This is a genomic window from Devosia sp. MC1541 (genome assembly GCF_012847305.1).
GTDB lineage: Bacteria > Pseudomonadota > Alphaproteobacteria > Rhizobiales > Devosiaceae > Devosia.
In genome coordinates this window covers 1-20,303 of the sequence record NZ_JABBDZ010000024.1, presented here as the reverse complement: position 1 = coordinate 20,303, position 20,303 = coordinate 1, and the positions used below count along the sequence as shown (strand labels likewise).

20 protein-coding genes and 1 tRNA gene are annotated in these 20,303 nt (G+C 57.3%); 13 read left to right on the top strand and 8 right to left on the bottom strand.

The genetic code is table 11. The annotated features are described in order from the left end of the window. Positions 1 to 19: 19 nt before the first annotated feature. Entirely contained in the window at positions 20 to 1,234 is a 1,215-nt protein-coding gene (locus HKD40_RS16800; protein WP_169196932.1) for a DUF4357 domain-containing protein, read from the bottom strand. A gap of 276 nt (positions 1,235 to 1,510) precedes the next feature. Between HKD40_RS16800 and HKD40_RS16795 the strand changes: the two genes are divergently transcribed. The 3 genes from HKD40_RS16795 (at position 1,511) to HKD40_RS16785 (ending at position 4,717) form a co-directional block, all read left to right on the top strand. Further along, positions 1,511 to 1,807 (top strand): hypothetical protein, encoded by a 297-nt coding sequence (locus HKD40_RS16795; RefSeq protein ID WP_169196931.1) that lies wholly within the window; start codon positions 1,511 to 1,513, stop codon positions 1,805 to 1,807. 355 nt (positions 1,808 to 2,162) lie between these two features. Further along, complete coding sequence (locus HKD40_RS16790; RefSeq protein WP_169196930.1) at positions 2,163 to 4,130, top strand: AAA family ATPase; 1,968 nt, start codon at positions 2,163 to 2,165, stop codon at positions 4,128 to 4,130. Beyond that, the gene (locus HKD40_RS16785; protein ID WP_169196929.1) at positions 4,127 to 4,717 is read left to right on the top strand and encodes a hypothetical protein; all 591 of its coding nucleotides are present in this window, start codon (positions 4,127 to 4,129) and stop codon (positions 4,715 to 4,717) included. Before HKD40_RS16790 ends, HKD40_RS16785 begins: the two co-directional genes overlap by 4 nt. 153 nt (positions 4,718 to 4,870) lie before the next feature. On the opposite strand, the gene dgoD is transcribed toward HKD40_RS16785, so the two are convergent. Then, positions 4,871 to 6,007: a galactonate dehydratase gene (gene dgoD, locus HKD40_RS16780; protein ID WP_169196928.1), complete on the bottom strand. Its 1,137-nt coding sequence runs from the start codon at positions 6,005 to 6,007 to the stop codon at positions 4,871 to 4,873. 37 nt (positions 6,008 to 6,044) lie between these two features. Next, entirely contained in the window at positions 6,045 to 7,196 is a 1,152-nt protein-coding gene (locus tag HKD40_RS16775) for a mandelate racemase/muconate lactonizing enzyme family protein (RefSeq protein ID WP_169196940.1), read from the bottom strand. Positions 7,197 to 7,212: 16 nt separating this feature from the next. On the opposite strand from HKD40_RS16775, the gene HKD40_RS16770 reads away from it, so the two are divergent. Further along, positions 7,213 to 7,713 carry a hypothetical protein gene (locus HKD40_RS16770; RefSeq protein ID WP_169196927.1) on the top strand — a complete coding sequence of 167 codons (501 nt, stop codon included), beginning with the start codon at positions 7,213 to 7,215 and terminating at the stop codon, positions 7,711 to 7,713. An 872-nt stretch (positions 7,714 to 8,585) separates the two neighbouring features. On the opposite strand, the gene HKD40_RS16765 is transcribed toward HKD40_RS16770, so the two are convergent. Then, positions 8,586 to 8,660, bottom strand: a tRNA-Gln gene (locus tag HKD40_RS16765). Positions 8,661 to 9,196: 536 nt separating this feature from the next. Between HKD40_RS16765 and HKD40_RS16760 the strand changes: the two genes are divergently transcribed. Next, entirely contained in the window at positions 9,197 to 9,700 is a 504-nt protein-coding gene (locus HKD40_RS16760) for a hypothetical protein (protein ID WP_169196926.1), read from the top strand. Here the strand turns inward: HKD40_RS16760 and HKD40_RS16755 are convergent. Continuing rightward, positions 9,697 to 10,329, bottom strand: coding sequence for a biotin transporter BioY (locus tag HKD40_RS16755; RefSeq protein ID WP_169196925.1), 633 nt, complete (start codon positions 10,327 to 10,329; stop codon positions 9,697 to 9,699). The two genes, HKD40_RS16760 and HKD40_RS16755, sit on opposite strands and share 4 nt — an antisense overlap. A gap of 100 nt (positions 10,330 to 10,429) precedes the next feature. Here HKD40_RS16755 and HKD40_RS16750 point away from each other — a divergent pair, with 100 nt between their 5' ends. Continuing rightward, positions 10,430 to 11,335: an MBL fold metallo-hydrolase gene (locus tag HKD40_RS16750; protein WP_248306120.1), complete on the top strand. Its 906-nt coding sequence runs from the start codon at positions 10,430 to 10,432 to the stop codon at positions 11,333 to 11,335. Here HKD40_RS16750 and aroC read toward each other — a convergent pair. Together aroC and HKD40_RS16740 are read right to left on the bottom strand one after the other, a co-directional pair. Continuing rightward, positions 11,332 to 12,447, bottom strand: a complete 1,116-nt coding sequence (gene aroC / locus HKD40_RS16745; protein ID WP_169196923.1) for a chorismate synthase — start codon at positions 12,445 to 12,447, stop codon at positions 11,332 to 11,334. The two genes, HKD40_RS16750 and aroC, sit on opposite strands and share 4 nt — an antisense overlap. A gap of 108 nt (positions 12,448 to 12,555) precedes the next feature. Further along, entirely contained in the window at positions 12,556 to 13,197 is a 642-nt protein-coding gene (locus HKD40_RS16740) for a histidine phosphatase family protein (RefSeq protein ID WP_169196922.1), read from the bottom strand. Between the two features lie 117 nt (positions 13,198 to 13,314). Here HKD40_RS16740 and HKD40_RS16735 point away from each other — a divergent pair, with 117 nt between their 5' ends. From HKD40_RS16735 to HKD40_RS16725, 3 genes are all read left to right on the top strand, one after another. Continuing rightward, a complete protein-coding gene (locus tag HKD40_RS16735; protein WP_248306119.1) occupies positions 13,315 to 14,730 on the top strand; it encodes an FAD-binding oxidoreductase in 1,416 nt (471 codons plus the stop codon). An 82-nt stretch (positions 14,731 to 14,812) separates the two neighbouring features. Then, positions 14,813 to 15,253, top strand: a complete 441-nt coding sequence (locus tag HKD40_RS16730) for an acyltransferase (protein WP_248306121.1) — start codon at positions 14,813 to 14,815, stop codon at positions 15,251 to 15,253. 145 nt (positions 15,254 to 15,398) lie between these two features. Continuing rightward, positions 15,399 to 15,959, top strand: coding sequence for a hemerythrin domain-containing protein (locus HKD40_RS16725; RefSeq protein WP_169196921.1), 561 nt, complete (start codon positions 15,399 to 15,401; stop codon positions 15,957 to 15,959). Here the strand turns inward: HKD40_RS16725 and HKD40_RS16720 are convergent, their stop codons facing one another. Continuing rightward, positions 15,960 to 16,715, bottom strand: coding sequence for an SOS response-associated peptidase (locus HKD40_RS16720; RefSeq protein WP_169196920.1), 756 nt, complete (start codon positions 16,713 to 16,715; stop codon positions 15,960 to 15,962). A gap of 67 nt (positions 16,716 to 16,782) precedes the next feature. On the opposite strand from HKD40_RS16720, the gene HKD40_RS16715 reads away from it, so the two are divergent. The 4 genes from HKD40_RS16715 to HKD40_RS16700 all read left to right on the top strand — a co-directional run bounded on the left by HKD40_RS16715 (position 16,783) and on the right by HKD40_RS16700 (position 19,909). Further along, entirely contained in the window at positions 16,783 to 17,184 is a 402-nt protein-coding gene (locus tag HKD40_RS16715; RefSeq protein ID WP_169196919.1) for an NUDIX domain-containing protein, read from the top strand. 68 nt (positions 17,185 to 17,252) lie between these two features. Beyond that, the gene (locus HKD40_RS16710; RefSeq protein WP_169196918.1) at positions 17,253 to 17,600 is read left to right on the top strand and encodes a TIGR02301 family protein; all 348 of its coding nucleotides are present in this window, start codon (positions 17,253 to 17,255) and stop codon (positions 17,598 to 17,600) included. An 84-nt stretch (positions 17,601 to 17,684) separates the two neighbouring features. Then, the gene (locus HKD40_RS16705; protein ID WP_169196917.1) at positions 17,685 to 17,963 is read left to right on the top strand and encodes a hypothetical protein; all 279 of its coding nucleotides are present in this window, start codon (positions 17,685 to 17,687) and stop codon (positions 17,961 to 17,963) included. Positions 17,964 to 19,270: 1,307 nt separating this feature from the next. Beyond that, on the top strand, positions 19,271 to 19,909 hold the full coding sequence (locus tag HKD40_RS16700) for a dihydrofolate reductase family protein (protein ID WP_169196916.1): 639 nt from the start codon (positions 19,271 to 19,273) through the stop codon (positions 19,907 to 19,909). Positions 19,910 to 20,303: the final 394 nt, after the last annotated feature.

The following is a 20,303-nucleotide window of genomic DNA, read 5'->3' as shown; positions in this document are numbered from 1 at the left end:
AAAGGGCGAAGCGGGCGCCTCAGGGCGTCTGCGGCATGCGCTCGAGGGGCGAAGAGCCGTCACCGCTCCAGGCCGCCAGGTTCGGGCCCTTGCTGCCGAGCACGAAATTGGCCGCTGCCGTGCCGGTATTGAACACCACCGGTTCGGTCAGGCGATAGCGTGCGCCCTCGTCCTTGAGGACCCCGGAGAACAACCATTCCTGACGCAGACTGTTGACTACGGCGCCAACCGTGGGCGTGAGTTTCTTGCGCACTTCGCTGCCCGGCAACACGATCCAGTCGCCGTCACTGACCACGGCGCGCGCCTCAACGCCACAGGCATAGAGGTGGTATTCATCCCCCTCCGGGATGGCATCGACATCCAGGCACTGATCGAGCGGGCCCCGGGCGCCGGCCATGAAATCCTGGTCGCTGACCCCGGCAAGGCCAAAGCCCAGACGCTGCGCCAGGATCAGACCCTCGGCCACAAAGAGCCGGGCCGCGATATATTCCTCGCGCCCGACCGGCGAGCCGATGGGCAAAGACCCGGCCAGACGATAGCCGCGCAGGGCCTGGGCGTGGAGGCCCAGAATACGCTCGGCGACGGCGGCGAGGCGCGGGGTCAGCTGCCCCGATGCATCGCGCAGGACCACAACCTTGTCATAGCCCTTGAGATGGGGTGCGGCGATGCGCGGCCAGCCCTTGTCGGTCCGGCCCGGATAAAGGATTTTGCCCTTGAGACCGAGATAGACCGCCGGGCCCTCGAAACGCGGCAGATCGAGCAGATCTTCGAGTTTGACCACGCTCACGGTGGGCGCGACGCGGCGGCTTTCGATTTCAGCGACGGTGTCGGGAAGGGGCGCGACCTTTTTGCCCTTCTTGCCCGCCGGTGGCGCACCACCGCCCGCGGGCGCCTCCAGCACCAGCGGCTCCGGGCGGTCGACCAGCGGCAGGCTGATCCGGGTATGAGGCGTGATCGGGCCCGGTTCGCGCTTCAAAAAGCCCGCATCGACCAGCGCCATGACAGCGGCGGCCGGGGCCGGGTGACCGGGCAATTCGGCGATGATATCGCCGATCGCGGCCGAACCGGTATCAAAGACCGAGCCCATGATGCGGATCTGGACGTCATAGTCGACGGCCCAGTGCCGGGCGAGGCCCTCGATATCGAGGCCTTTCTGGGTGTGATCAAGAGTGTGGAAGGATGTGCGGGCATGCTTGCCCGCGGACGCCGAAGCGCCGACATTGGTCTCAGCCATTTGTAACCTCGTTGACAGGCTACGGGTGGTCAGGCTGCCGGAACCGCGCCAACGGAACCGGTAGCCGCTCTCTTATCCGAGGCGACCAACCGAGCGTGAAAGACCCGGGATTGGGCCTTGCGATTGTCAAGCTAGGGGTTCGTCTTTTGTTCCGCAAGGGTGGCGGCGCAATTTTTTCAGCGGCAAATTTTTTATGGTTAACAGGGGCATAGCGCGCCTGGATAAGTGGCGAGATGCCCCTGCCCGGAATTCTGGGCGGATGTCCGATAACGGCATTTGTCGAACCGGACGGGCGAAAAGGCAGATTGGCGTACGCCTGCCACAGCACAAGATGGGGAAGGCTTTAGTCTTGCTCTGCGTCTGGAGTTGAAGCGGAGCGCCGCAGACACTGTCTATGTCATCGACTGCGATGTAACCGGGGCCATTGTCACTCAGCACGCGCGACCGATGCCGCACATGCGCCTGACCACATCCTGGAACTCCCGTTTCCAGGTCAAGCGTATCGACGACGTCCTGAACCCGCATGGTGGAGCAGCGGTTCTAGGCAATGATGTAACGGGAATATTCGTCTAGCACCGTGGATGTACATCCAAGGCCCGCGAGTGCTTCCTTCCTGCGCGCAGCGTGGCTCCATGTTGGCCTGCTTGAAACGGCCAATGACGGAACCAGTTATATTCTTAAGCGTGACCTCGTGTTTTCGTCTGGGAGCGCTGTCGGTCATTTCTGCTCTGGCAGCAAAGGGTTTGGCCGTGCCCATTGGCAGACCATAGAGCCAGACGAAGACGAACTACTCTCGCTCGCCTGGTAGCAAGAGCGCTGGTTTCACCCCAGCGAGAGTCCCTCACCCTGGGGTGCCCCCTACCCGCCCACATCCCCTGTCCCATTTTCAATCTGGCGCGGCTGTGATCGCTGCCTGAGGAGAGAACACATGTCTCTTTCTACGCTTAATAAGTCATCGATCATCAATGACTTCGATGCCATCGATGACCGTGACTACGTATCGACCGAACTGTCCGCGGCGCCACAACGCCCCGGTGATGTTTTGTCCCACCTCCTGCTGGCGGCAGTCCTCTCATCCAAGAAGTTTCACAAGCTGCTTTCTAGCCCATCTCGCCTTATCATCATGCGGGCGAAGGATGACACTATGGCCCACCTTCTGGACAGTTATCTCAGTGAATATGATCCGTGCCTGACCGTCCAAGCTTATACTGAAATGTCTCGCTCCGGTGGGCGATTTGAGCCAAAGGGACGGGACGAACTACGTAAGCTTGAATACGGCCGGTCCGTTGTCCTCATTTCGCAAGATCCTGAGCGCATCCTAATTCCCGAAGCGTTAGTCAACGCCGATGCGATCATCGACGTACCAGCACCTAATCTGGACGCAGTAAGGAAAACCATTTCCTGCGTAACCGGTAAAAGAGTTCGAGGTCTGCGACAATCAGACATCGAAGGGCTTAGAACTTACGACCTGACCGCTGCGATCCGGCCCGGTCTCAGCCCTGGCCGATGCGTGGCCAATTTGCGCCGCGCTGCCAGCAAACGCTCTAGTTGCGCGAGCGATATGGTCAATGTGCCCACACTTGAAGAGCTTGCCCTGACAAAGGAGGTATCGGACTGGCTGTTCGGAACCCTTCAGTTCATGAAGAAGGTTACGAACGATGAGATGAACCCATCCGTCCTCCGATATGCGTGTTTTGAAGGCCTGCCAGGCACAGGAAAAACGACGGTAGCTGCATCTTTAGCAAAGTCGGGGAATTGGGGCTTTGTCTCAACCTCCGTAGGCGAATGGTTTGCAGGTTCCGGCGGCCATCTCGGTGATGTTATCCGCGCGGCACAGCGCTTTTTTGACGATATTGCGCTTGCCAAGGGTCCTGTGATCGGTCTGCTTGACGAGATTGATGCTCTGCCAAACCGCGCAGTTATGGAGCCCAAAGACTCGCAATTTTGGACGCCCGTTGTTACCTATGTGCTCACGGAGATTGACCGGTTACGTCAATCTGGCAAACCAGTCATTCTAGTCGGAGCGACCAATCACTTCGATCGCCTCGATGCGGCATTGGTCCGACCCGGCCGCTTAGAAGCGAAAGTGTCATTCGTCTTGCCAACGCTCGACGATCGCCGGTGGCTGTTCCAAGGCTACGTCGGCCGTATGCTGTCAGTCGATGCAATTAGAACACTGGCGCGTTTGGCGATTGGTGCGAGTCCAGCTCAGATTAAAAGCTGGTGCCTCACTGCCATAGCGACTGCAGAAACGCAGCACCGAGGCCTGTCACTCCGCGATCTTGTCGATCTCGTCGCGCCACCTAACGCACGATCAGCGGAAATGGATAAGACAGTTGCTATTCACGAGGCGGGCCACGCCATTGTCGCTCATGACCTAGGGCTGCCTATTGAGGAAATTTCCATTCTGAGCCTGGGGGATGTCGGTGGCTTCGTGAACACAGGCCCCCATGAACGAACCATTTTAACCCGATCTGAGATCGAGCGCTTTGGTACCGTGCTTTTGGGTGGACGAGCCGCCGACATCGTACTGGGTCGCGGAGCAAATGCCGGAGCAGCCTCCGATCTCGAGGCGGTCAACCACTTGTTGCGGTCGGCCATGCTCGACTTAGGGCTATATGGTTCAATCAAGACCGCCAAGAACGTCGATAGCCGCAATTTTAGGGATGGAGTGACACTGGCGACGGCCATCGAGATCGAACTCAACCGCCTCCTCGAGCGTGCAATTGAAATCGTTACTCGTCGACAACGAGATATTTCTTGCCTTGTCGAGGTTCTGCTCCCGGAAAGAGTAGTCTCTGGCGAACGGTTCCACGAAATCCTCGCGGGAGGCAGCAGCCAAAGGTCCGTCTGTAATCTGAAGCATACCCGCTCTATCGGTCGGCCGACACAATGACCATTGTCAGCGAAACCCGAGTTATCATCGAAGCGGCCTTGTCTGGGGACCCGGCTCTGACCTCTCTTACCGTTGTCGGATTGACGCCGAAAGCTCTCTCGATTGATATCGCGCCCGGCGTTCCGCCGCAATCAATCGGGGGGTGCTCCTATTCCCCACACCCGCCCTTCTATCGCGACACTGTCTCTGATCTCCTCGTTCAGACACAGCGCTCGAGGTGGCAAGGAACGATGCCATTTCCTCCGATGACGATGCCGCCGGAAGAGCGCGATCTACTCGCGCTGCATAGCCGCTACGAGAAGGCTATTGCCAGTTTCGAATGTGGGTCGGGCTGGACCGACCTACTCGACGCTGTCTTTCTCCAACTCCACAACACCTGTACCGAGCGTGAATGGTTTCCGAGCCAGATCAAGGAAAAGTATGGTTCTTTGCGCATCTACTGGCATGGAGACCTTCCCGAAGTTGGCGACCAAATCATCTGCGCAGCAGAACATCTTTCTGCACATATCTGCGAGATCTGTGGCGCCCCCGGTAGCCTCCGCCGTGACAATGGCTGGTGGTCAACACGGTGTAAGGAGCATCGATGAAACTAACGACCGGCATTCAAGCTGTCGGACGAGCTGTAGGTCCGATTGTGTCAGTGGCGCCGCTCGTTCTAGGTCTCCACTCAGGTAGTGGCCCTATCTCACTAACGTCCATTTCGCTGAAAAAATGGGGCAGTTTCCTGCCCCATTTTGAACTTACCAGTTCGTGAGAGCACCATCTTCGCGGTAAAAGATCGGCAGGCTCTCGTGCTTGAATGGATATCGAGCGAGCCCTTCCCAATCCACGTCCAGCCCTAGCCCAGGCTCATCCGAAACGTAGAGCCAACCGTCTTCCCAGCGATGCTTGCTGACAATGACGTCACCCAGACACTCGCCAGGACGGCGAGGAAGCTCCTGCACCAGCATATTTGGCGTCGCCACGTTTAGATGTAGACACGCCGCGGTCGAGATTGGGCCGATTGGGTTGTGAACCGCAATGTCGATGTAGTGGGTTTCTGCCCAACCAGCGATCTTACGGGATTCAGTGAAGCCCGCTGCAATGCACATATCGATACGTGCGTAATCGATGAGTTCTTCCTCGATAAGAGAACGGAACTGCCACTTGGTCCCCAACTGCTCGCCTGCAGCGATCGGCACTGCCGTCTGCTGGCGCAGGCGTCGATAAGATTCCGGATTTTCAATGCGAAGGGGATATTCAATGAAGAGCGGGCGGTAATCTTCGACGCCACGGCAGAGGCGAACGGCATCGGTCACGCTGGTGCGGGTATGCGCGTCGAAGGCGAGTTCAATCTTTGGCCCAAGCTCGGTGCGCAGAAGGCGGAACGCCTCGATCGACCAATCTACGGCGTGGTTCGGATCGTAAATGGCTTCGCTCTTGAACGGACCACTGTCCCAACGAATGCAGTTCCACCCCTCTGCTACGCGCTGCTTTGCAACTCCGAGCAATTCTTCCGGGGTCGCTGCAGCCATGTGGCAATAGGTGTTGACCTTGTCACGAACCTTACCGCCGAGGAGCTGGTAGACCGGCACGCCGAGCGCCTTGCCCTTGATGTCCCAAAGAGCAATGTCGATCGCAGCAATCGCACAGGTCAGAACCTGATTGGAGGGGTGGAAACCGCTGCGCCACATCAACTGCCAGAGGTGCTCACTGCGCATTGGATCTGCGCCAATCAGCATTGGCTCGAGCGCTTCAATAATGCCGGCAACACCCTGCTCGCGTGAGGTAAGCCCCGCCTCGCCGACACCGATGATGCCCTCGTCGGTTTCGACCTTCACAAACAACATCGTACGCCATTCTTTGATGAGGTACGTCGTGATCTTTGTAATCTTCATTCTAATGAACTCGCGAAAAATCTCTTTGCAGCGGCAATTACCAGTTGGTCACAGAGCCATCGCGACGGACCAGGCGTGGCGCTTGCCAGTAGCGGAAGTCCTGCTTGGCGAGCAGTTCCTCGTTCACCTCAACACCGAGGCCCGGTGCGTCGGAGACTGGGTACACTGCCCCTTCTAAGCGTGGCTGAACTGGGAAGAAGTCTGAGTTGTCGAAACCGAGATGGGTCTCAGCGGGCGAAGCGCGTGTTTCGAGCCAGGAGAAGTTCGGCACAGCGGCCGCGAAATGCACCGTCGCTGCCGTACAAATTGGCCCAAGCGGATTGTGAGGCATCATGTCGACGTAGTGGGCCTCACTCCACCCAGCGATCTTCATGGACTCCGTCAAACCGCCGACATTGCACACATCGAGACGATTGAACTGGTGGATGTCTCGCTCGATGAAAGGCAAAAACTGCCACTTGGAGGCAAACTCCTCGCCGATCGCGAAGGGGATAACGATCAAGCGGCGGAGTGCCTCATAGGCTTCTGGAGATTCTGCGCGGATAGGCTCTTCAAGAAAATCGAGCGTGCCTTTTGGCATGCGCTGACCAAAAGTCGCCGCCTCCGCAACAGTCAGACGATGGTGGTAGTCAATACCCAGAACGACATCATCACCAAGAAGCTCACGAGCCTTAATGCACCATTTTGCCGTATCTGCGATGTGCTCGCGCGGCTCGTAGATTTTTTCGTTCTGATGCCCCGCGGGGGAGAGACGCATGGCGGTCCACCCAGCATCCACCAACATTTTGGCCTCGTCGAGCATTGCCGGCCCGGGCGCTGCTGCGGTCGATGCAAAGGTTGGGATGAAGTCTCGCTGCTTGCCGCCCAACAAGTCGTAGACCGGCACACCCAGCGCCTTACCCTTGATGTCATGGAAGGCAATGTCCAGCGCCGAGATAGCCGCCTGCAGGACGCGTCCACCCTCAAAATACTGACTGCGGTAAAGGTCCTGCCAGATGCGACCGATCTGCATCGGATCCATTCCGATCAGAAAGTCAGCATAGTGCTCGATGGCGCCAACGACCGCCTTCTCGCGCCCTGATAGACCGCTCTCCCCCCACCCGACGATACCTTCGTCAGTCTCGACCTTAACCAGCAGCTGATTACGGATGCCGATCCATGCTGGATAACAACAGCCCCCCTTCCCGATGAGCGGTGCCCAGCAAGTGATCCGTATGGGCGGAGATGCAGCACGGCGCGCAGCCGCTCAAGCGCTCAGCTCGTACTTAGAACATAACGACCCGAAGTCCTTCGACCGTCGTGTAGACGCCGCGCTGTCGATTTTCTCTCAAATCTGGCCAAAGGAATTGACGCTTTCATCACGTGAAGTCTCTCAGGAATTGGTCAGGCTGGCCGGGGTGTCCGGCCGACGCTATCCAGAGGTCGCCCAAAAAATCCTTCGGTACCTGTCACCATTCGACTGCTGGTCAATGCTAGAGTATCGTCTTTACGAGGGCCAAGAAATCGACGAGCGCTTCAAAGTCATTTCGACGAAAGAGTCAGCAGTGGCACTATTGGCGGTCTTAGACAAAACCGTCGGAGAGAGTGAGGATGCTGTGATACCTTATGACCTCGCGGAGGCGCTGAAGCACATAGCAACTATCGCTCCTAACACACGCGGCGACTCCCGATATCTGCGTTTAGAAACTCTTGGGCGTCGTCAATAACCGTAACATGCGCGTGTATCTCTGTATTTTGTCCAATCCACGTGTCCATTACGCAGAGTATTAAAGTCGATACACTACCTCAAAGAGAGGCGCGTCAACCTTCCGACGAGATACGTGCTGCGGACAGCGTTGCCGCGCCGCGCCAAGAGTTCCTTGTTACCACGAACCTCTAGCAACCGAGTTCCAAAGGGTGCCCCAAGCGTACGAGCTTCCCGTAGAAAAGAGGGTGAATGTCACTTCCCCTACTTTCGGTCCCGCTTCTTCAGATAAAGCTCGAAGCATTGGATCAGCAGTTCCTTCATAGAGATCCGCTGCTCCGCAGCCGCCTGTTTGAATTTGGTGTGCCAATCAAGGTCCATACGGAAGGTCATATCAGCCAGCTTAGACTTGAGGGGAAGCGCGTCCCGAAGTTTAGGATTGTCACCCTCCGTCTCTAGTTTTTTTCGATTTGGATATGACAAGTACATATGCGTAATTTCCTTGAAATAAGCGAGCAAGGCTCAAAATAAAACTAATGAGCCTCACCTAATTTTTCATCGAACTACACGCAGCAAAAAGGCCCGTCAACCAATCGATTCATCACGCAAGCCACTGATATACATAGCTAAATAGCTCAGTAGCTAGATACCTAAGACGCCATTACAAGTCTCTATTGAGCGCAAGCTGTTGAGCCCAGTGCAAAACACGTGAGGCTTCACCATCTTCAATGAAGGAGACGACTCGACCTAAGGCACAGCGGCGACATCGGTTGCTAGGCGCAGGCAGCTTCGATAGATGAGCAGTTATCCACAACCTAGACTGCTACGACAAGGTGCTACGATGACGTGCTACGGCCGGTAGCTAAGTCATTGAATTTACTGATGCATGGAGAGTGGCTGGGGTGCTAGGATTCGAACCTAGGAATGCCGGTACCAAAAACCGGTGCCTTACCACTTGGCGACACCCCAACGTGAGGTGGTGTCTACACGAGTTATTTGTGCTTCGCAACATGATGAAATCGGTGATGAAAAGTTCTCAACGACTTGATCGCGCCCAGATACTAAGTCTCTAACGCGTAAAGTCCGGGCCGGAGGATTTCGCCTGCGGCAGAAGCGCTACCCACTCGCTATAACCACGCCCAGCTACACGCGCGTTCGGCGGGAAGAGCGGACTTGTTGGAGCTGGTTCTTGGGCTTCACTCCCCTAGAACCCTTGGGAAATCAATCGCTTCGATTTGCGGGTCCTGTTGCGAGACCCACTAACTTTGGGCGAGCGGAGTAGGTCACGGGCATGCCTGGCGGCCTACGGGCAGCATGAGCGGATGAGATCGGTACATGTTTATTCAGCGTCGCCGCACGCAGAATTGCCAACGGAGAATGACGCTGCGCACGCGCATAGTGATGGTGAATTTTCTCTTACGTGCCGCGCGCAAATGCGATCACCGGGAAAATAGTTTGATCAACCTTCGCTCGCTAAGGTGGCGCCATTGGGATGAGGTATTGTCATGTACTATTTTCCGAATATTGATGAGCGCACAGGCGTCGAGTTCATATATTCCGGCATTCAGGCGCATAACGAACCCGTGCAGCACGAAGGCTTTGTGGTCTACGAAAGTGTCACCCTCGAAGATAATGCAGTGCTCCGTAATGTGAGAGTGGACAGCGCCATCGACCCGCTCTTTCGGCGCTCTGTAGTCGATCCCAATGCCATCTATGTCGTCAAGAAATTGATCGACGGTTGGGTCGTCTACGCCATTGAAACCGAAGGTCAGCTCAGCACTGGTCGGCTCACCAATTTCGTGCGCCGGCGTCTAGTCGCTGCCACTTTGATCGCCTTACTCGCGGCTCTCGTGCCGCTGGCGAGTAGTGCTGGCGGAGAGATTGGCCTGACACTGATGAGTGCGGTAGCCTTGCTGAGCCTCTTGAGTGCGATACACTTTAAGCAACTGGGCGAGGTCTTGCGTTCGGCTTCGGTGCTGCGCAAGTCACGCAGTCTCGACATCGTTTAGAGGCTTGGTTCGCCGCTTGGTGCAATGAACAGCGCCCAGACGCCGCTTGCGCAGAGGGCCGCCAGCGCCATCTTGAGCACGTCCCAAATGATGAACGGCTGCACGGCTTTGCTGAAAGCGGACGCAAATACATTGGTCTGATCGACCCATTGCGCGCCAGACATAATGACGAGCCATGCAAAGCCAAAGACAAACATCAGCAAATTGCCCAGCATCATTCCGGTGAAGAGCAGAAATGGACGCTGGGTGGCACCACGATCAGCGACATAACCGACGATGGCAGCCTGCGCCAGAAAGCCGATGAGAAAGCCGCTCGTTGGCCCGTTCATATAGTTGAGCGATCCTCCCCCGGCGAAAACAGGCACGCCCAATGCGCCTGCGAGCAGATAGACCGCGACGGTCGCAACGCCAATTCTGGCGCCCCCCACAGCAGCGAGAAGAGCGACGGCGAAACTCTGCAACGTGACCGGAACGGGCCAAGCGAAAACGCTCATTCTGGCCGACAGCGCGATCAGAACAGCGCCGACCAAAATCGCGGCTAGCGAAAAGGCCCATCGCGCGCCTTGGCCAGGCGGCAACACAGCCCCGAGCAAGGTATTGAAAACCACGCCATTTTTCACGGTAGGCATTAGAGCTGTCATGCCGTAACTTCCACTTCACGGTGGCATTCGCGTGCACAGAATATCTGCAAAAACAGAGAAATCGATATAAACGGCCTAGTGTGATCCGATGCAAGCCTTAGCTTTTAACACCCAATTTAGCGCCGATACCGGTCATTCGATAGTTGTACACCCAAGCGTTACCAGAATTACCGCTCCGAACGCTTCCGCCTACACATTTACGGGTACTAATAGTTTTTTGACTGGCCAAGAAAGACTGGCCTTAGTCGATCCAGGACCTGAAGATCAGGCGCATTATCATGCACTTGAGCGCGCTATCGCAGGACGGGTCGTGGATGCAATTATTCTGACTCACACCCACCGCGATCACAGCGCTGCCGCTCCCTATTGGCGTCAGCGGTTGAGCGCCCCGCTGTGGTCGAATGGACCCCATCGCCTTTCGCGGCCGCTCCGGCGATTTGAAGTGAACGCAATTGCACGGTCAGGTGATTTCACTCTCGTCCCAGATCGCGTTCTGCAAGACGGTGACCATGTCATGGCAGGAGACGTCGAGATCGTGGTGCACACCACGCCGGGCCACTGCGCCAATCATTTGGCCTTTGGCATTGCGGGCACGGACACCATTCTCACTGGCGATCATGTCATGGGTTGGAATTCAACCCTGGTGTCGACGCCCGATGGGTCGATGGCGGACTATTTCAGCTCGCTCGATAAGCTGATCGCCCTGCCCTATCGTCGCTATCTGCCCGCACATGGGGGCGAGATTGAAAATGGGCCGGACTATGCCCGCGCGCTCAAAGCGCATCGTGAAATGCGCAATAGCCAAGTGGTTGCGGCCGTTGAGGGTGGGGCTCGGACAATCGGGCAAGTGGTGGCCCAAATCTATCCCACGCAGCCGCCGAAAGTGCGTATGGCGGCACGCATGACCATTGCTGCCCATGTCGAGTATTTGGCGGAGCGCGGCGCGATTAAAGCGCGCCACACTCTCTTTGGAACGAGGCTGTCGCCCGCTTAATTGCGGTCAAAACCGACAGCGCCTTCGCGGCCGGTTTGGCCACGGTGGCGGAGCATATGGTCAGCGAGAACCAGCGCCATCATCGCTTCGCCCACTGGGACAGCGCGAATGCCAACGCAAGGGTCGTGCCGGCCCTTGGTGATGATGTCGGTGTTTTCGTTCTGCGTGTTGACCGTCTGGCGTGGGGTCAGGATCGAGGACGTCGGTTTCACGGCAAAGCGGCAAACGATCGGGTCGCCGTTGGAAATGCCGCCCAAAATGCCGCCAGCGTGGTTGGAGAGGAAGTAAGGCTTACCCTCGCCCGCGCGCATTTGATCAGCGTTTTCAACGCCAGTGAGGGATGCAGCATCAAAACCGTCGCCGATTTCGACGGCTTTTACAGCATTGATGCTCATCATGGCCGAGGCGAGGTCGGCGGAGAGCTTGCCGTAGATTGGGGCCCCCCAGCCGGCGGGAACGCCTTCGGCGACAACTTCAATGACGGCGCCGACGGAATTGCCGTCCTTGCGCAGACCATCAAGATATTCAGCCCAGAAGGTGGCAGCCTTAGCGTCGGCGCAGAAGAAGGGGTTCTGGTCGACCTGTGCCCAATCGAAATTGTTGTAGTCGATTTTGTGCGGGCCGATCTGGACGAGGCTGGCGCGGATGGTAATGCCCTGCAAGACCTGACGAGCGACAGCGCCAGCAGCCACACGCGCTGCGGTTTCGCGCGCGGACGTGCGGCCACCACCGCGATAATCGCGAATGCCGTATTTCTGGTCGTAGGTATAGTCAGCGTGGCCCGGGCGATATTTGTCGCGGATGTCGCCATAATCTTTCGAGCGCTGATCAGTGTTTTCGATCATCAGGGAGATCGAGGTGCCAGTAGTGCGCGGCCCGTCGGTGCGTTCGTCTTCGAACACGCCGGAGAGGATTTTCACCTCATCGGCCTCGCGGCGCTGGGTAGTGAACTTGGATTGGCCGGGTTTACGGCGGTCCAGATCGCGCTGGATGATTTCCGGTGTCAGGGTGATGCCGGGCGGGCAACCATCGACCACCACGCCCAAAGCGGGTCCGTGGCTTTCGCCCCAAGTGGTGAAACGGAAAAGATGGCCGAAAGTGTTGAACGACATGCGTAGTCCCCGTGGTCAGGGCTGTTCTAGGCAGGGCTAGGCCGGAGGGCAAGGGCAAAGCGCGCGTCAGACGTTGAACCCGCCGCGCGTTTGAACAGTCAAATAGGCTTAGACGTCGACGGCGGACCAAGTGTCCTCAGCCGAGAACAGCTCCATTTTGCCGCCAGCGAAGTGGGCGATTACGCCCTGCGGAGGCGGCCAATTGAGCACTTCCTTGCGGTCGGCACCGGCAATGAGATGACGCAGAACCCGCAGCACGCCGCCATGGGCGACGACAATCGCATGGGGGGTAACGTCATTGGCGAAATCGAGCAGGCGGGCTGCAACATCGTCGTAGTTCTCGCCGTTTTCGGGGCGGAACTCCCAATAGCTGGCGTCGCGTTCCCCCGGCGCGTAGGCGGCAAACTTCTGCGCGACGTCGTCATGCAGCAGGCCTTCGAAAGCGCCAAAGGATATTTCAATCAAACGCTTATCATGAATGACGGGCGGCAGCGCGACATCAAAAGCGGTGCGCATGCGATCCATGGTTTCGGAGGCACGGCCTAGGGGGGAGGCGAACCACTGAACCTGGGTCGGATCGACCCCATCGCGCTCCAACATGTCGCGCAGCAGAACGCCATTAGCATTGGCCTGCAACTTGCCGGTTTCGTTGAGTGGAATATCGCGGCTACCCTGATAGCGGCGCTCGCGGTTCCACGAGGTTTCACCATGGCGGGCGAAGTAGAAATCCGGCCAATTCGGGGCGGTCATGGCAAATCACGCTTTAGATGCGTGTCCTTATCTGGAGTCGTATGCAAGGTTGTGGCACATGCTTGCTGTAAGGGGCAAGTTCACCGAACCCCAGAACGGTCCACAAAAGAGGCCCAATTGACCCTCAGCGCTCGTGAAATTTCCGCCCAATTGTCTGCCCTTGTTTCGGGTGATGCCGTTATCACCGACACGAGCGACATGGGGGCCTATCTCAGGGAACCGCGGAAGCGTTTCCACCAGAGCGCGGCAGCAGTAGTCATTCCGCCGGACGTGGCAGCTGTGCAGGCCATTTTACGCTGGGCCAATGAGAACCGCGTGGCCATTGTCCCGCAGGGGGGAAACACCGGCCTCGTGGGGGCGCAGGTGCCGCTCTATGGGCACGAGGTTATCCTCTCCACCGCCAAGCTCAATGCCATCCGGTCGGTGGACACGGCTGCGGGCGTGATGGTGGCTGAAAGCGGTGTCATTCTCGAAAGCGCCCATAAGGCCGCCGATGCTGTGAACTCCATGTTTCCGCTGTGGCTGGCCTCGCAAGGCTCGGCGCGGATAGGTGGCGTGCTCTCGTCCAATGCGGGCGGCGTCAATGTGCTTGCCTATGGCAATGCGCGCGAATTGACGATGGGCGTTGAAGCGGTGCTGGCGGATGGGCGGCTCTATCAAGGCCTCAATGCGCTCAAAAAAGACAACACCGGCTATGACTTAAAGGATTTGCTGGTTGGCGCGGAGGGGACGCTGGGCATTATCACGGCCGCGAGCCTCAAGATTTTCCCAAAGCCGGAAGTTCACGAAACGGCGCTGGTCAACGTCGTCGATCCGCAAGCGGCCTTGGTGCTGTTCCAACTGATGCGCGAGCGTCTGGGCAGTCGCCTCAATGCGTTTGAGCTGATCCCCCATATCGGGCTTGAGATCCAAATGCGTCACGGCATGTTGGATGCAGACCCAACAGCAAGCCATTCGCCTTGGTATGCGCTAGTGGAAGTCACCCGCATGGCCGGAACGGAACCGGGGGCGCTGCAGTCGGCGCTGGAGGCCGCGTTTGAGCGCGAGATGATTTCTGACGCTGCGCTCGCCACCTCTCTGGCAGATCGTAATCGCATGTGGGATTTCCGCGAGCAGATGAGCGAGTGCCAATCCAAGGAAGGCGCTTCAATCAAGCATGACGTTTCGGTGCCCATTGCTGCCGTTCCAGCGCTGATCCGCGAAGGCATTGCTGCCGCTGAGAAATTTGCGCCCGGCATTCGCCCGGTACCGTTTGGCCATCTTGGCGATGGCAATATTCACTTCAACTTCTCAATGCCTGTCGGCGCAGACCCAAAAGCCTTTATGGCCCAATATGATGAGGCCATGCATGGGATCATCTATGAGGTGGTGTTGCGCCACGGGGGCTCTGTTTCGGCAGAGCACGGGATTGGTCAGCTCAAGGTGGATCTGCTCAAGCAGGTGAAAGACCCGGTGGCGCTGGAGATGATGCGGGCGATCAAAACCGCCTTGGACCCCAATGGAATTTTGAACCCGGGCAAGATGCTGGGATAGACCTCGGCCACAATCCGCTTGCGCTGCGCCAGATATTGCTGGAGCAATTGAAGAGGCGGTTGAGGGGGCTCGATTGGCAGGTATGGTTGGGCGACATTTGCGGCGTGCCGGGATTTGGGCGCTGAACTGCATTGCCAATTTTTTGCCCGATGGAGCCATGGGTTATCCGTTTCGCCGGTGGCTTTGGCGTGCTGTCGGGGTCAAGCTCGGGCGTAATGTTCGGCTTGAGACACAGGTCGCCATCTTGGGGACGAAGCTGTCCATCGGCGCCGATAGCTATGTGACGCGCCGGTGTTATTTTGATCTGACCGGACAGGTGAGCATTGGCGAACGGGTGACGGTTGGGCATGGCACGAGTTTTATCACAGCACAGCACGCCATAGGCTCGACCGAAAAGCGCTGCGGGGTGGTTACGCCGCTCCCTATCAGCGTTGGCGATGGCGTTTGGATCGGCGCAAATGTGACGATCTTACCGGGGGTTAGCATTGGTGCCGGGGCTGTGGTGGCCCCGGGTCGGTGGTGACAGAGTCCGTTACAGAAGATACGCTGGTCGGCGGCGTTCCCGCCAAACTCATCCGTCGCTTGTGAGGCGCCAGTGACTTTGATGTGCCTTGGTATGGGAAATGTTTGTTCTTGAATATGGTCTTAGCGGACTGCACATCTGAGCAATGTTACTCAAAGATATCCAATTCCTCGACGACGCAACGCGTCCTCCTGTTCCCGTTATTGAAGGCGTGACGCCTGACCAGCGGGAAGCGGGGAACCACTTGCGCGATATTCATGATTATTTGCGCCAGCACCTGAGCACGCTGGGGCAATTGATCGAGCGTGCTTCCGCGGGCGAGGTCGCGGCTTCTGAAGTGCGTGATGCAGTCGATAGCTTGCCCATCACAGCAAACTATAGGCGCTTTGGGAATGTTTGTGGGCAGTATTGCCACCTCATTCACAAGCACCACACCATTGAAGATCAAGCGCTTTTTCCGGCGCTGGCGACCCGCAGCCCAGCTTTGAAGGCTGTGATGGAGCGCTTGGAAGCCGAGCATGTGACCGTGCACCATCTGCTTGAGCTGATGATCACCAAGATCATGAGCCTGTCGGATGAGCCAACACGCGCTCATTTCGATGACGCGGTTGAAGTGTTCCGCGCCTTTGAAAAACTGCTGCTGAGCCACTTCAAATATGAAGAGGACAGCATCATCGATGCACTGGGCTATTATGGGATCTTGTAACTAGAACAAATCCATCTGCCCTGAACCACCGCCGCCGCCCGCAGCTTTTTTGCGGGAGCGCGGCGCTGGCGGCTCAGGCTCGCTCAGCGTGATCGGCTCGATTAGCCCCGGATCATCATCGCGCGCAGAATTTACGCGGGTCGACACCGGGTGGAATTTTAGCAGACCATCTGCCAGCGGGGATAACATTTGTGTGGCTTCACCCGCCCGCACTTCGCGCGTGTTCAACCAAAGGTCCTGCTGCTCTTCATCCAAGAGGATCGCGGGCATGCGATGGTGGATCTCAGCGAGCTGCGGATTTGCCGGGACGGTGATGGTCGCGACACTATCAATCTCTTCGCCATTGGGACCTGACCAAGTGGCAAAAAGCCCCGCAAGAGCAAGCGGTTGGCCGTCTGTGCGCGTAATGTAATAGGGCTGCTTTTTCTTATCGGGGCCGGTGTGCCACTCGTAATAGCCCGAGGCCGGAACGATGCAGCGGCCATGCTTGAGCGGGTCCCGAAAAGCGGGTTTATCGGCAATGCCTTCAGCCCGCGCATTGACCAGCAAAGAAAACTCGCGCGGGTCTTTGACCCAGCCGGGTACCAGCCCCCAGCGGGCAAAATGTCCCTCACGACGACCACCCGCTTCCCAAATAGAAACAATGGGCTGTGTTGGTGCGATGTTGTAGCGCGGTACAGTCTCGATACTGTTCAGTAGTTTGAACAGTTCAGCCATCATTTCAGGCGGCAGGGTAGAGGCGTATCGTCCGCACATGAGGGTCTCCTTTACCTGCTTGAGTTAGTGTCTCTCGCAAGAAATCGCAAATCTGGTCTTTTCTCACATGAACGATCGTCCAAACGCAGCCAGCGTAGCCCTCGTGCGCGGCGGCAAAGTCCTGCTGATCAAGCGCGCCCACGCGCCCTATCAGCACCTGTGGACTTTTCCCGGGGGGCGCCTCGACCCCAATGAAACTATTGAGCAATGTGCAATTCGCGAGCTGCAAGAAGAACTTGGCGTGACCATTCGATTTCCTCGCCATGTCATGACGCAGCACTTGGGGCAGAATGAAGCCTATCGCCTGGCAATTTTCACCACGGTCGACTTCTCCGGAACCATCACGCCCTCGGACGAGGTGACGGACTACAAATGGGCCGATCCCGGAATGATGCTGGCGCTGCGCACAACGGCTGGGCTCAATGGAATCATCCAAGAATGTTTTAGAAATTTGGGCCAGGTTTGGTAAGGTAGGGCATGCGCAGTTTGCCCCGAACCCGACCTATTTTTGTTGCGAAAAGCCCAAGGACTTTCGCCTTGGCCGCTTTGGCTATGTTCGGCTTTGCCACACCGGTTCTGGCCATTGATCCACCCTATCAGCGGCAAATGGAGCGCCTGTCCGAGGTTATGGGGTCGCTCTATTACCTTGCCCCGCTTTGCAAAATTGGCAGTGAAGACTGGCGACTGCAGATGTCGGAGCTGATCGAGCTGGATGAGCCCGATGATGATCGGCGGCAGCGCCTAGCGGGCGCATTTAATAACGGGGTTACGGCATATTCGCGCACCCACAAGCAGTGCACGGCCTCGTCGCGCGAAGCGCATTCGCGCTTAACCGTTGAGGCTGAACGAATTGCACGGGACATCCATACCCGTTACGCTGAGTGAGGAAATTTACAATTCCTTATATCGTGTTAACCCTTGGGTCACATCTTACGCGCCACGGGCGAAAACTCGTGTTATAGCGCGAGCATGAGCACTCCGAAGTCAATTTTCGCCCCATCGGCCGACACCAACACTTTCGACCGCAACCAAGCGGAAAGTCAGATCGCTTTGGAGTATCTGGCCGAGGCTTGGAACAGCGCTGAAGAAGATGGTGTTGAAACCATCGCTCTGGCACATGCCTCGCTTTTCGCCGCTCTCGCGACATTTGTGAAACTGCATGGCGACGATGCTGCTGCGGTTTTGGTCGAGCAATTGCCGAACCGCTTGCGCAATGGCGAATACAATCTCGAGCGCGTGCTGCAATAGGCCTATTTGTGGCTTTTGGCTGGCACTTATGGGCGTCCTGAGGGGCGCGGCATAGGCATATCGGGGCGCTTTTGGGCGCAAAGATTCAGTGATTTCAGACGTGTAGGACCGTCGCGCGGGTAAGAACCGGCGCGGCGTTTTGCTGTTTGGGGGATCGGGCGGAGTATAGGGTGTTTTGGGGTATGGGGGGCAATTTTCAGGCCATGCTAAAATTCAAAAAACCGCACAATACAATCAAAAAAAACCACATCCAATGAACAACTAATATCTCAACTAGCCACCATCAATAAACAACCCGAATTTCATTGCACGCCAATTCTTACAGCGGATAAGATCAATTAGATAATATCCTTGAGAGCAGCAATGAAAAGCATCATACTCTTAGCAATATTCGGCGTAACTTTAACTGCGTGTGCAAGTGGCTCCGCAGTCCGAACATCTCAGAACACTGCGATCATTCGCGCTAGTGCTGCACCAGTTTGTGGAGGCATTGGTGCTGCCGCGGTTGCGGAAAAACAGGCTGCCATCGAGACACTAAAATCTGGGTTCGACAGGTACATAATTACCGGATCAGCGTCGGCGAATAATGTCAGCGTTAGCCAGACAATTGGCCGGGCAACAACATACGGTACGTACAACCGTTACGGCTATACGGCACAAACAACCTTCACCCCGCAGACCGTAGTGAGTGGAGCGCACGAACAATCATTCTCTATAGTAATGTTCAGAAACGGAGAACCTGCGGCACGCAACGCAATTGATGCCAAGACTGTTCTGGGCGAGAACTGGGAAAAGTCCCTCAAGAACGGCATTATGACCTGCACTTGAACGCGCCAGGCCCTTTGACTGAGATCTGAATTCCAAAATGTGGCCTCGCTCGTTTCACGAAAGTTGTCGCCCTATCACCCGACGCCGTTCGTCGAACTCTCACCATCGCGCGAGATGAAGGAAGACCCCACCCCGGCCCTCCCCTCAAGGGGGAGGGAGAAAAAGGGGCCAGTGCGCAAAGGGGAGGAGTAGAGAGGTGCCCCGGCGCACTCGCAAGGAGAAGGCGGAAGCCCCCACCCGGCCTCCCCCGCGAGCGGGGGAGGAGTAATAAGGTCTACGCCGCAAGGGGGAGGAGAAGGCCCCCTCACCCGACGCTGCGCGTCGACCTCTCCCACTGGGGCGAGGTTAAGGGGGGATAATTATATTTCGCAGTGTGATGGCAGTTTAGAGGGCGGCTTCCCGAGCCAGAGACAATCCTCTCTATTCCTCAGCAAAACTGCGCATTAGCGTTGCTCTTGTTGTCAGTATGGGAGCCGAGCATGCGCATTGTTCTTTTGAACTTTCTTTCGCTCGATGGTGTCTATCAGGGGCCGGGCTCGCCGGAAGAAGATCGGACGGACGGGTTCGAGCGCGGCGGCTGGCTGGTCCCCTTTGTCGATGCCGCATTTGAGCGGGCGATTGAGACCTGGGCCGCATCGGCCACAGGGTTTCTCTTCGGGCGACGGACCTATCAGGAGTTCGGCGCTGTGTGGCCAACGATAACCGACACCAATGATGTTAACGCCAAGCGCCTCAACACGCTGCCGAAGTATGTGGCGTCGTCTCCGGGGATCGAGACGAGCTGGGGGCCAGCGACCGTTTTGGCGGGCAATGTTGAGGCGGCTGTGGCGGAGCTGAAACAAAGTGGCGAGGGCGAACTGCAGATCCACGGCAGTGGACGCCTTGGGCGCTCGCTGGTGGCGGCGCACCTCGTTGACGAGATGCGACTGACTATTGCGCCGGTGATCGTTGGCCAGGGGCGTAAGCTCTTTGGCGACACCAGCGCGCCGCGCGGATTTGAACTGGTGGAGCAGAAGCAAACGCCATCGGGCCTGCTGCTAGTGCGGTTCGTGCAGAGTGGTGACGCTGGTGTGGGGACTTATGTGCGAGGCGAGACGAATGTGGGGCTTGGGGGATAGGGTGGCCGAGGCAAGGCTGCTGCAGCTGGGACACTGTACGAGAACACCCCCACCCCAGCCCTCCCCTCAAGGGGGAGGGAGAAGAGACGTTCCCCACCGCACCCGCAAGAAGAAGGCAGAAGCCCCCACCCGACCTCCCCCGCGGGCGGGGGGACTGTTTACAACTTGCTCATTTGGGATTCTAGTTTGATTGCTTGGGGGTGATTTGCCGGAGGGTTTGAGATGGATTGTCCAGATTGTTCTAGCACTGCCACGGTCAAGCGCGGCCTCAAGGCGGGTTACCAGCGATTTAGCTGTAAGGAGTGTGGTCGGTACTTTACTGATCGCGCCCCTAAATTCAGCGCTCAGACAAAAGCGCAGGCCGTTCAGATGTATCTCAACGGCACCGGCATTC

Coding starts and splice junctions, on each gene's coding strand:
- HKD40_RS16760 (WP_169196926.1), top strand. CDS start 9,197: ATGTACTATTTTCCGAATATTGATGAGCGCACAGGCGTCGAGTTCATA.
- HKD40_RS16705 (WP_169196917.1), top strand. CDS start 17,685: ATGAGCACTCCGAAGTCAATTTTCGCCCCATCGGCCGACACCAACACT.
- HKD40_RS16755 (WP_169196925.1), bottom strand. CDS start 10,329: ATGCCTACCGTGAAAAATGGCGTGGTTTTCAATACCTTGCTCGGGGCT.
- HKD40_RS16700 (WP_169196916.1), top strand. CDS start 19,271: ATGCGCATTGTTCTTTTGAACTTTCTTTCGCTCGATGGTGTCTATCAG.
- HKD40_RS16790 (WP_169196930.1), top strand. CDS start 2,163: ATGTCTCTTTCTACGCTTAATAAGTCATCGATCATCAATGACTTCGAT.
- aroC (WP_169196923.1), bottom strand. CDS start 12,447: ATGTCGTTCAACACTTTCGGCCATCTTTTCCGTTTCACCACTTGGGGC.
- HKD40_RS16715 (WP_169196919.1), top strand. CDS start 16,783: ATGAACGATCGTCCAAACGCAGCCAGCGTAGCCCTCGTGCGCGGCGGC.
- HKD40_RS16800 (WP_169196932.1), bottom strand. CDS start 1,234: ATGGCTGAGACCAATGTCGGCGCTTCGGCGTCCGCGGGCAAGCATGCC.
- HKD40_RS16750 (WP_248306120.1), top strand. CDS start 10,430: ATGCAAGCCTTAGCTTTTAACACCCAATTTAGCGCCGATACCGGTCAT.
- HKD40_RS16730 (WP_248306121.1), top strand. CDS start 14,813: ATGGTTGGGCGACATTTGCGGCGTGCCGGGATTTGGGCGCTGAACTGC.
- HKD40_RS16740 (WP_169196922.1), bottom strand. CDS start 13,197: ATGACCGCCCCGAATTGGCCGGATTTCTACTTCGCCCGCCATGGTGAA.
- dgoD (WP_169196928.1), bottom strand. CDS start 6,007: ATGAAGATTACAAAGATCACGACGTACCTCATCAAAGAATGGCGTACG.
- HKD40_RS16725 (WP_169196921.1), top strand. CDS start 15,399: ATGTTACTCAAAGATATCCAATTCCTCGACGACGCAACGCGTCCTCCT.
- HKD40_RS16785 (WP_169196929.1), top strand. CDS start 4,127: ATGACCATTGTCAGCGAAACCCGAGTTATCATCGAAGCGGCCTTGTCT.
- HKD40_RS16720 (WP_169196920.1), bottom strand. CDS start 16,715: ATGTGCGGACGATACGCCTCTACCCTGCCGCCTGAAATGATGGCTGAA.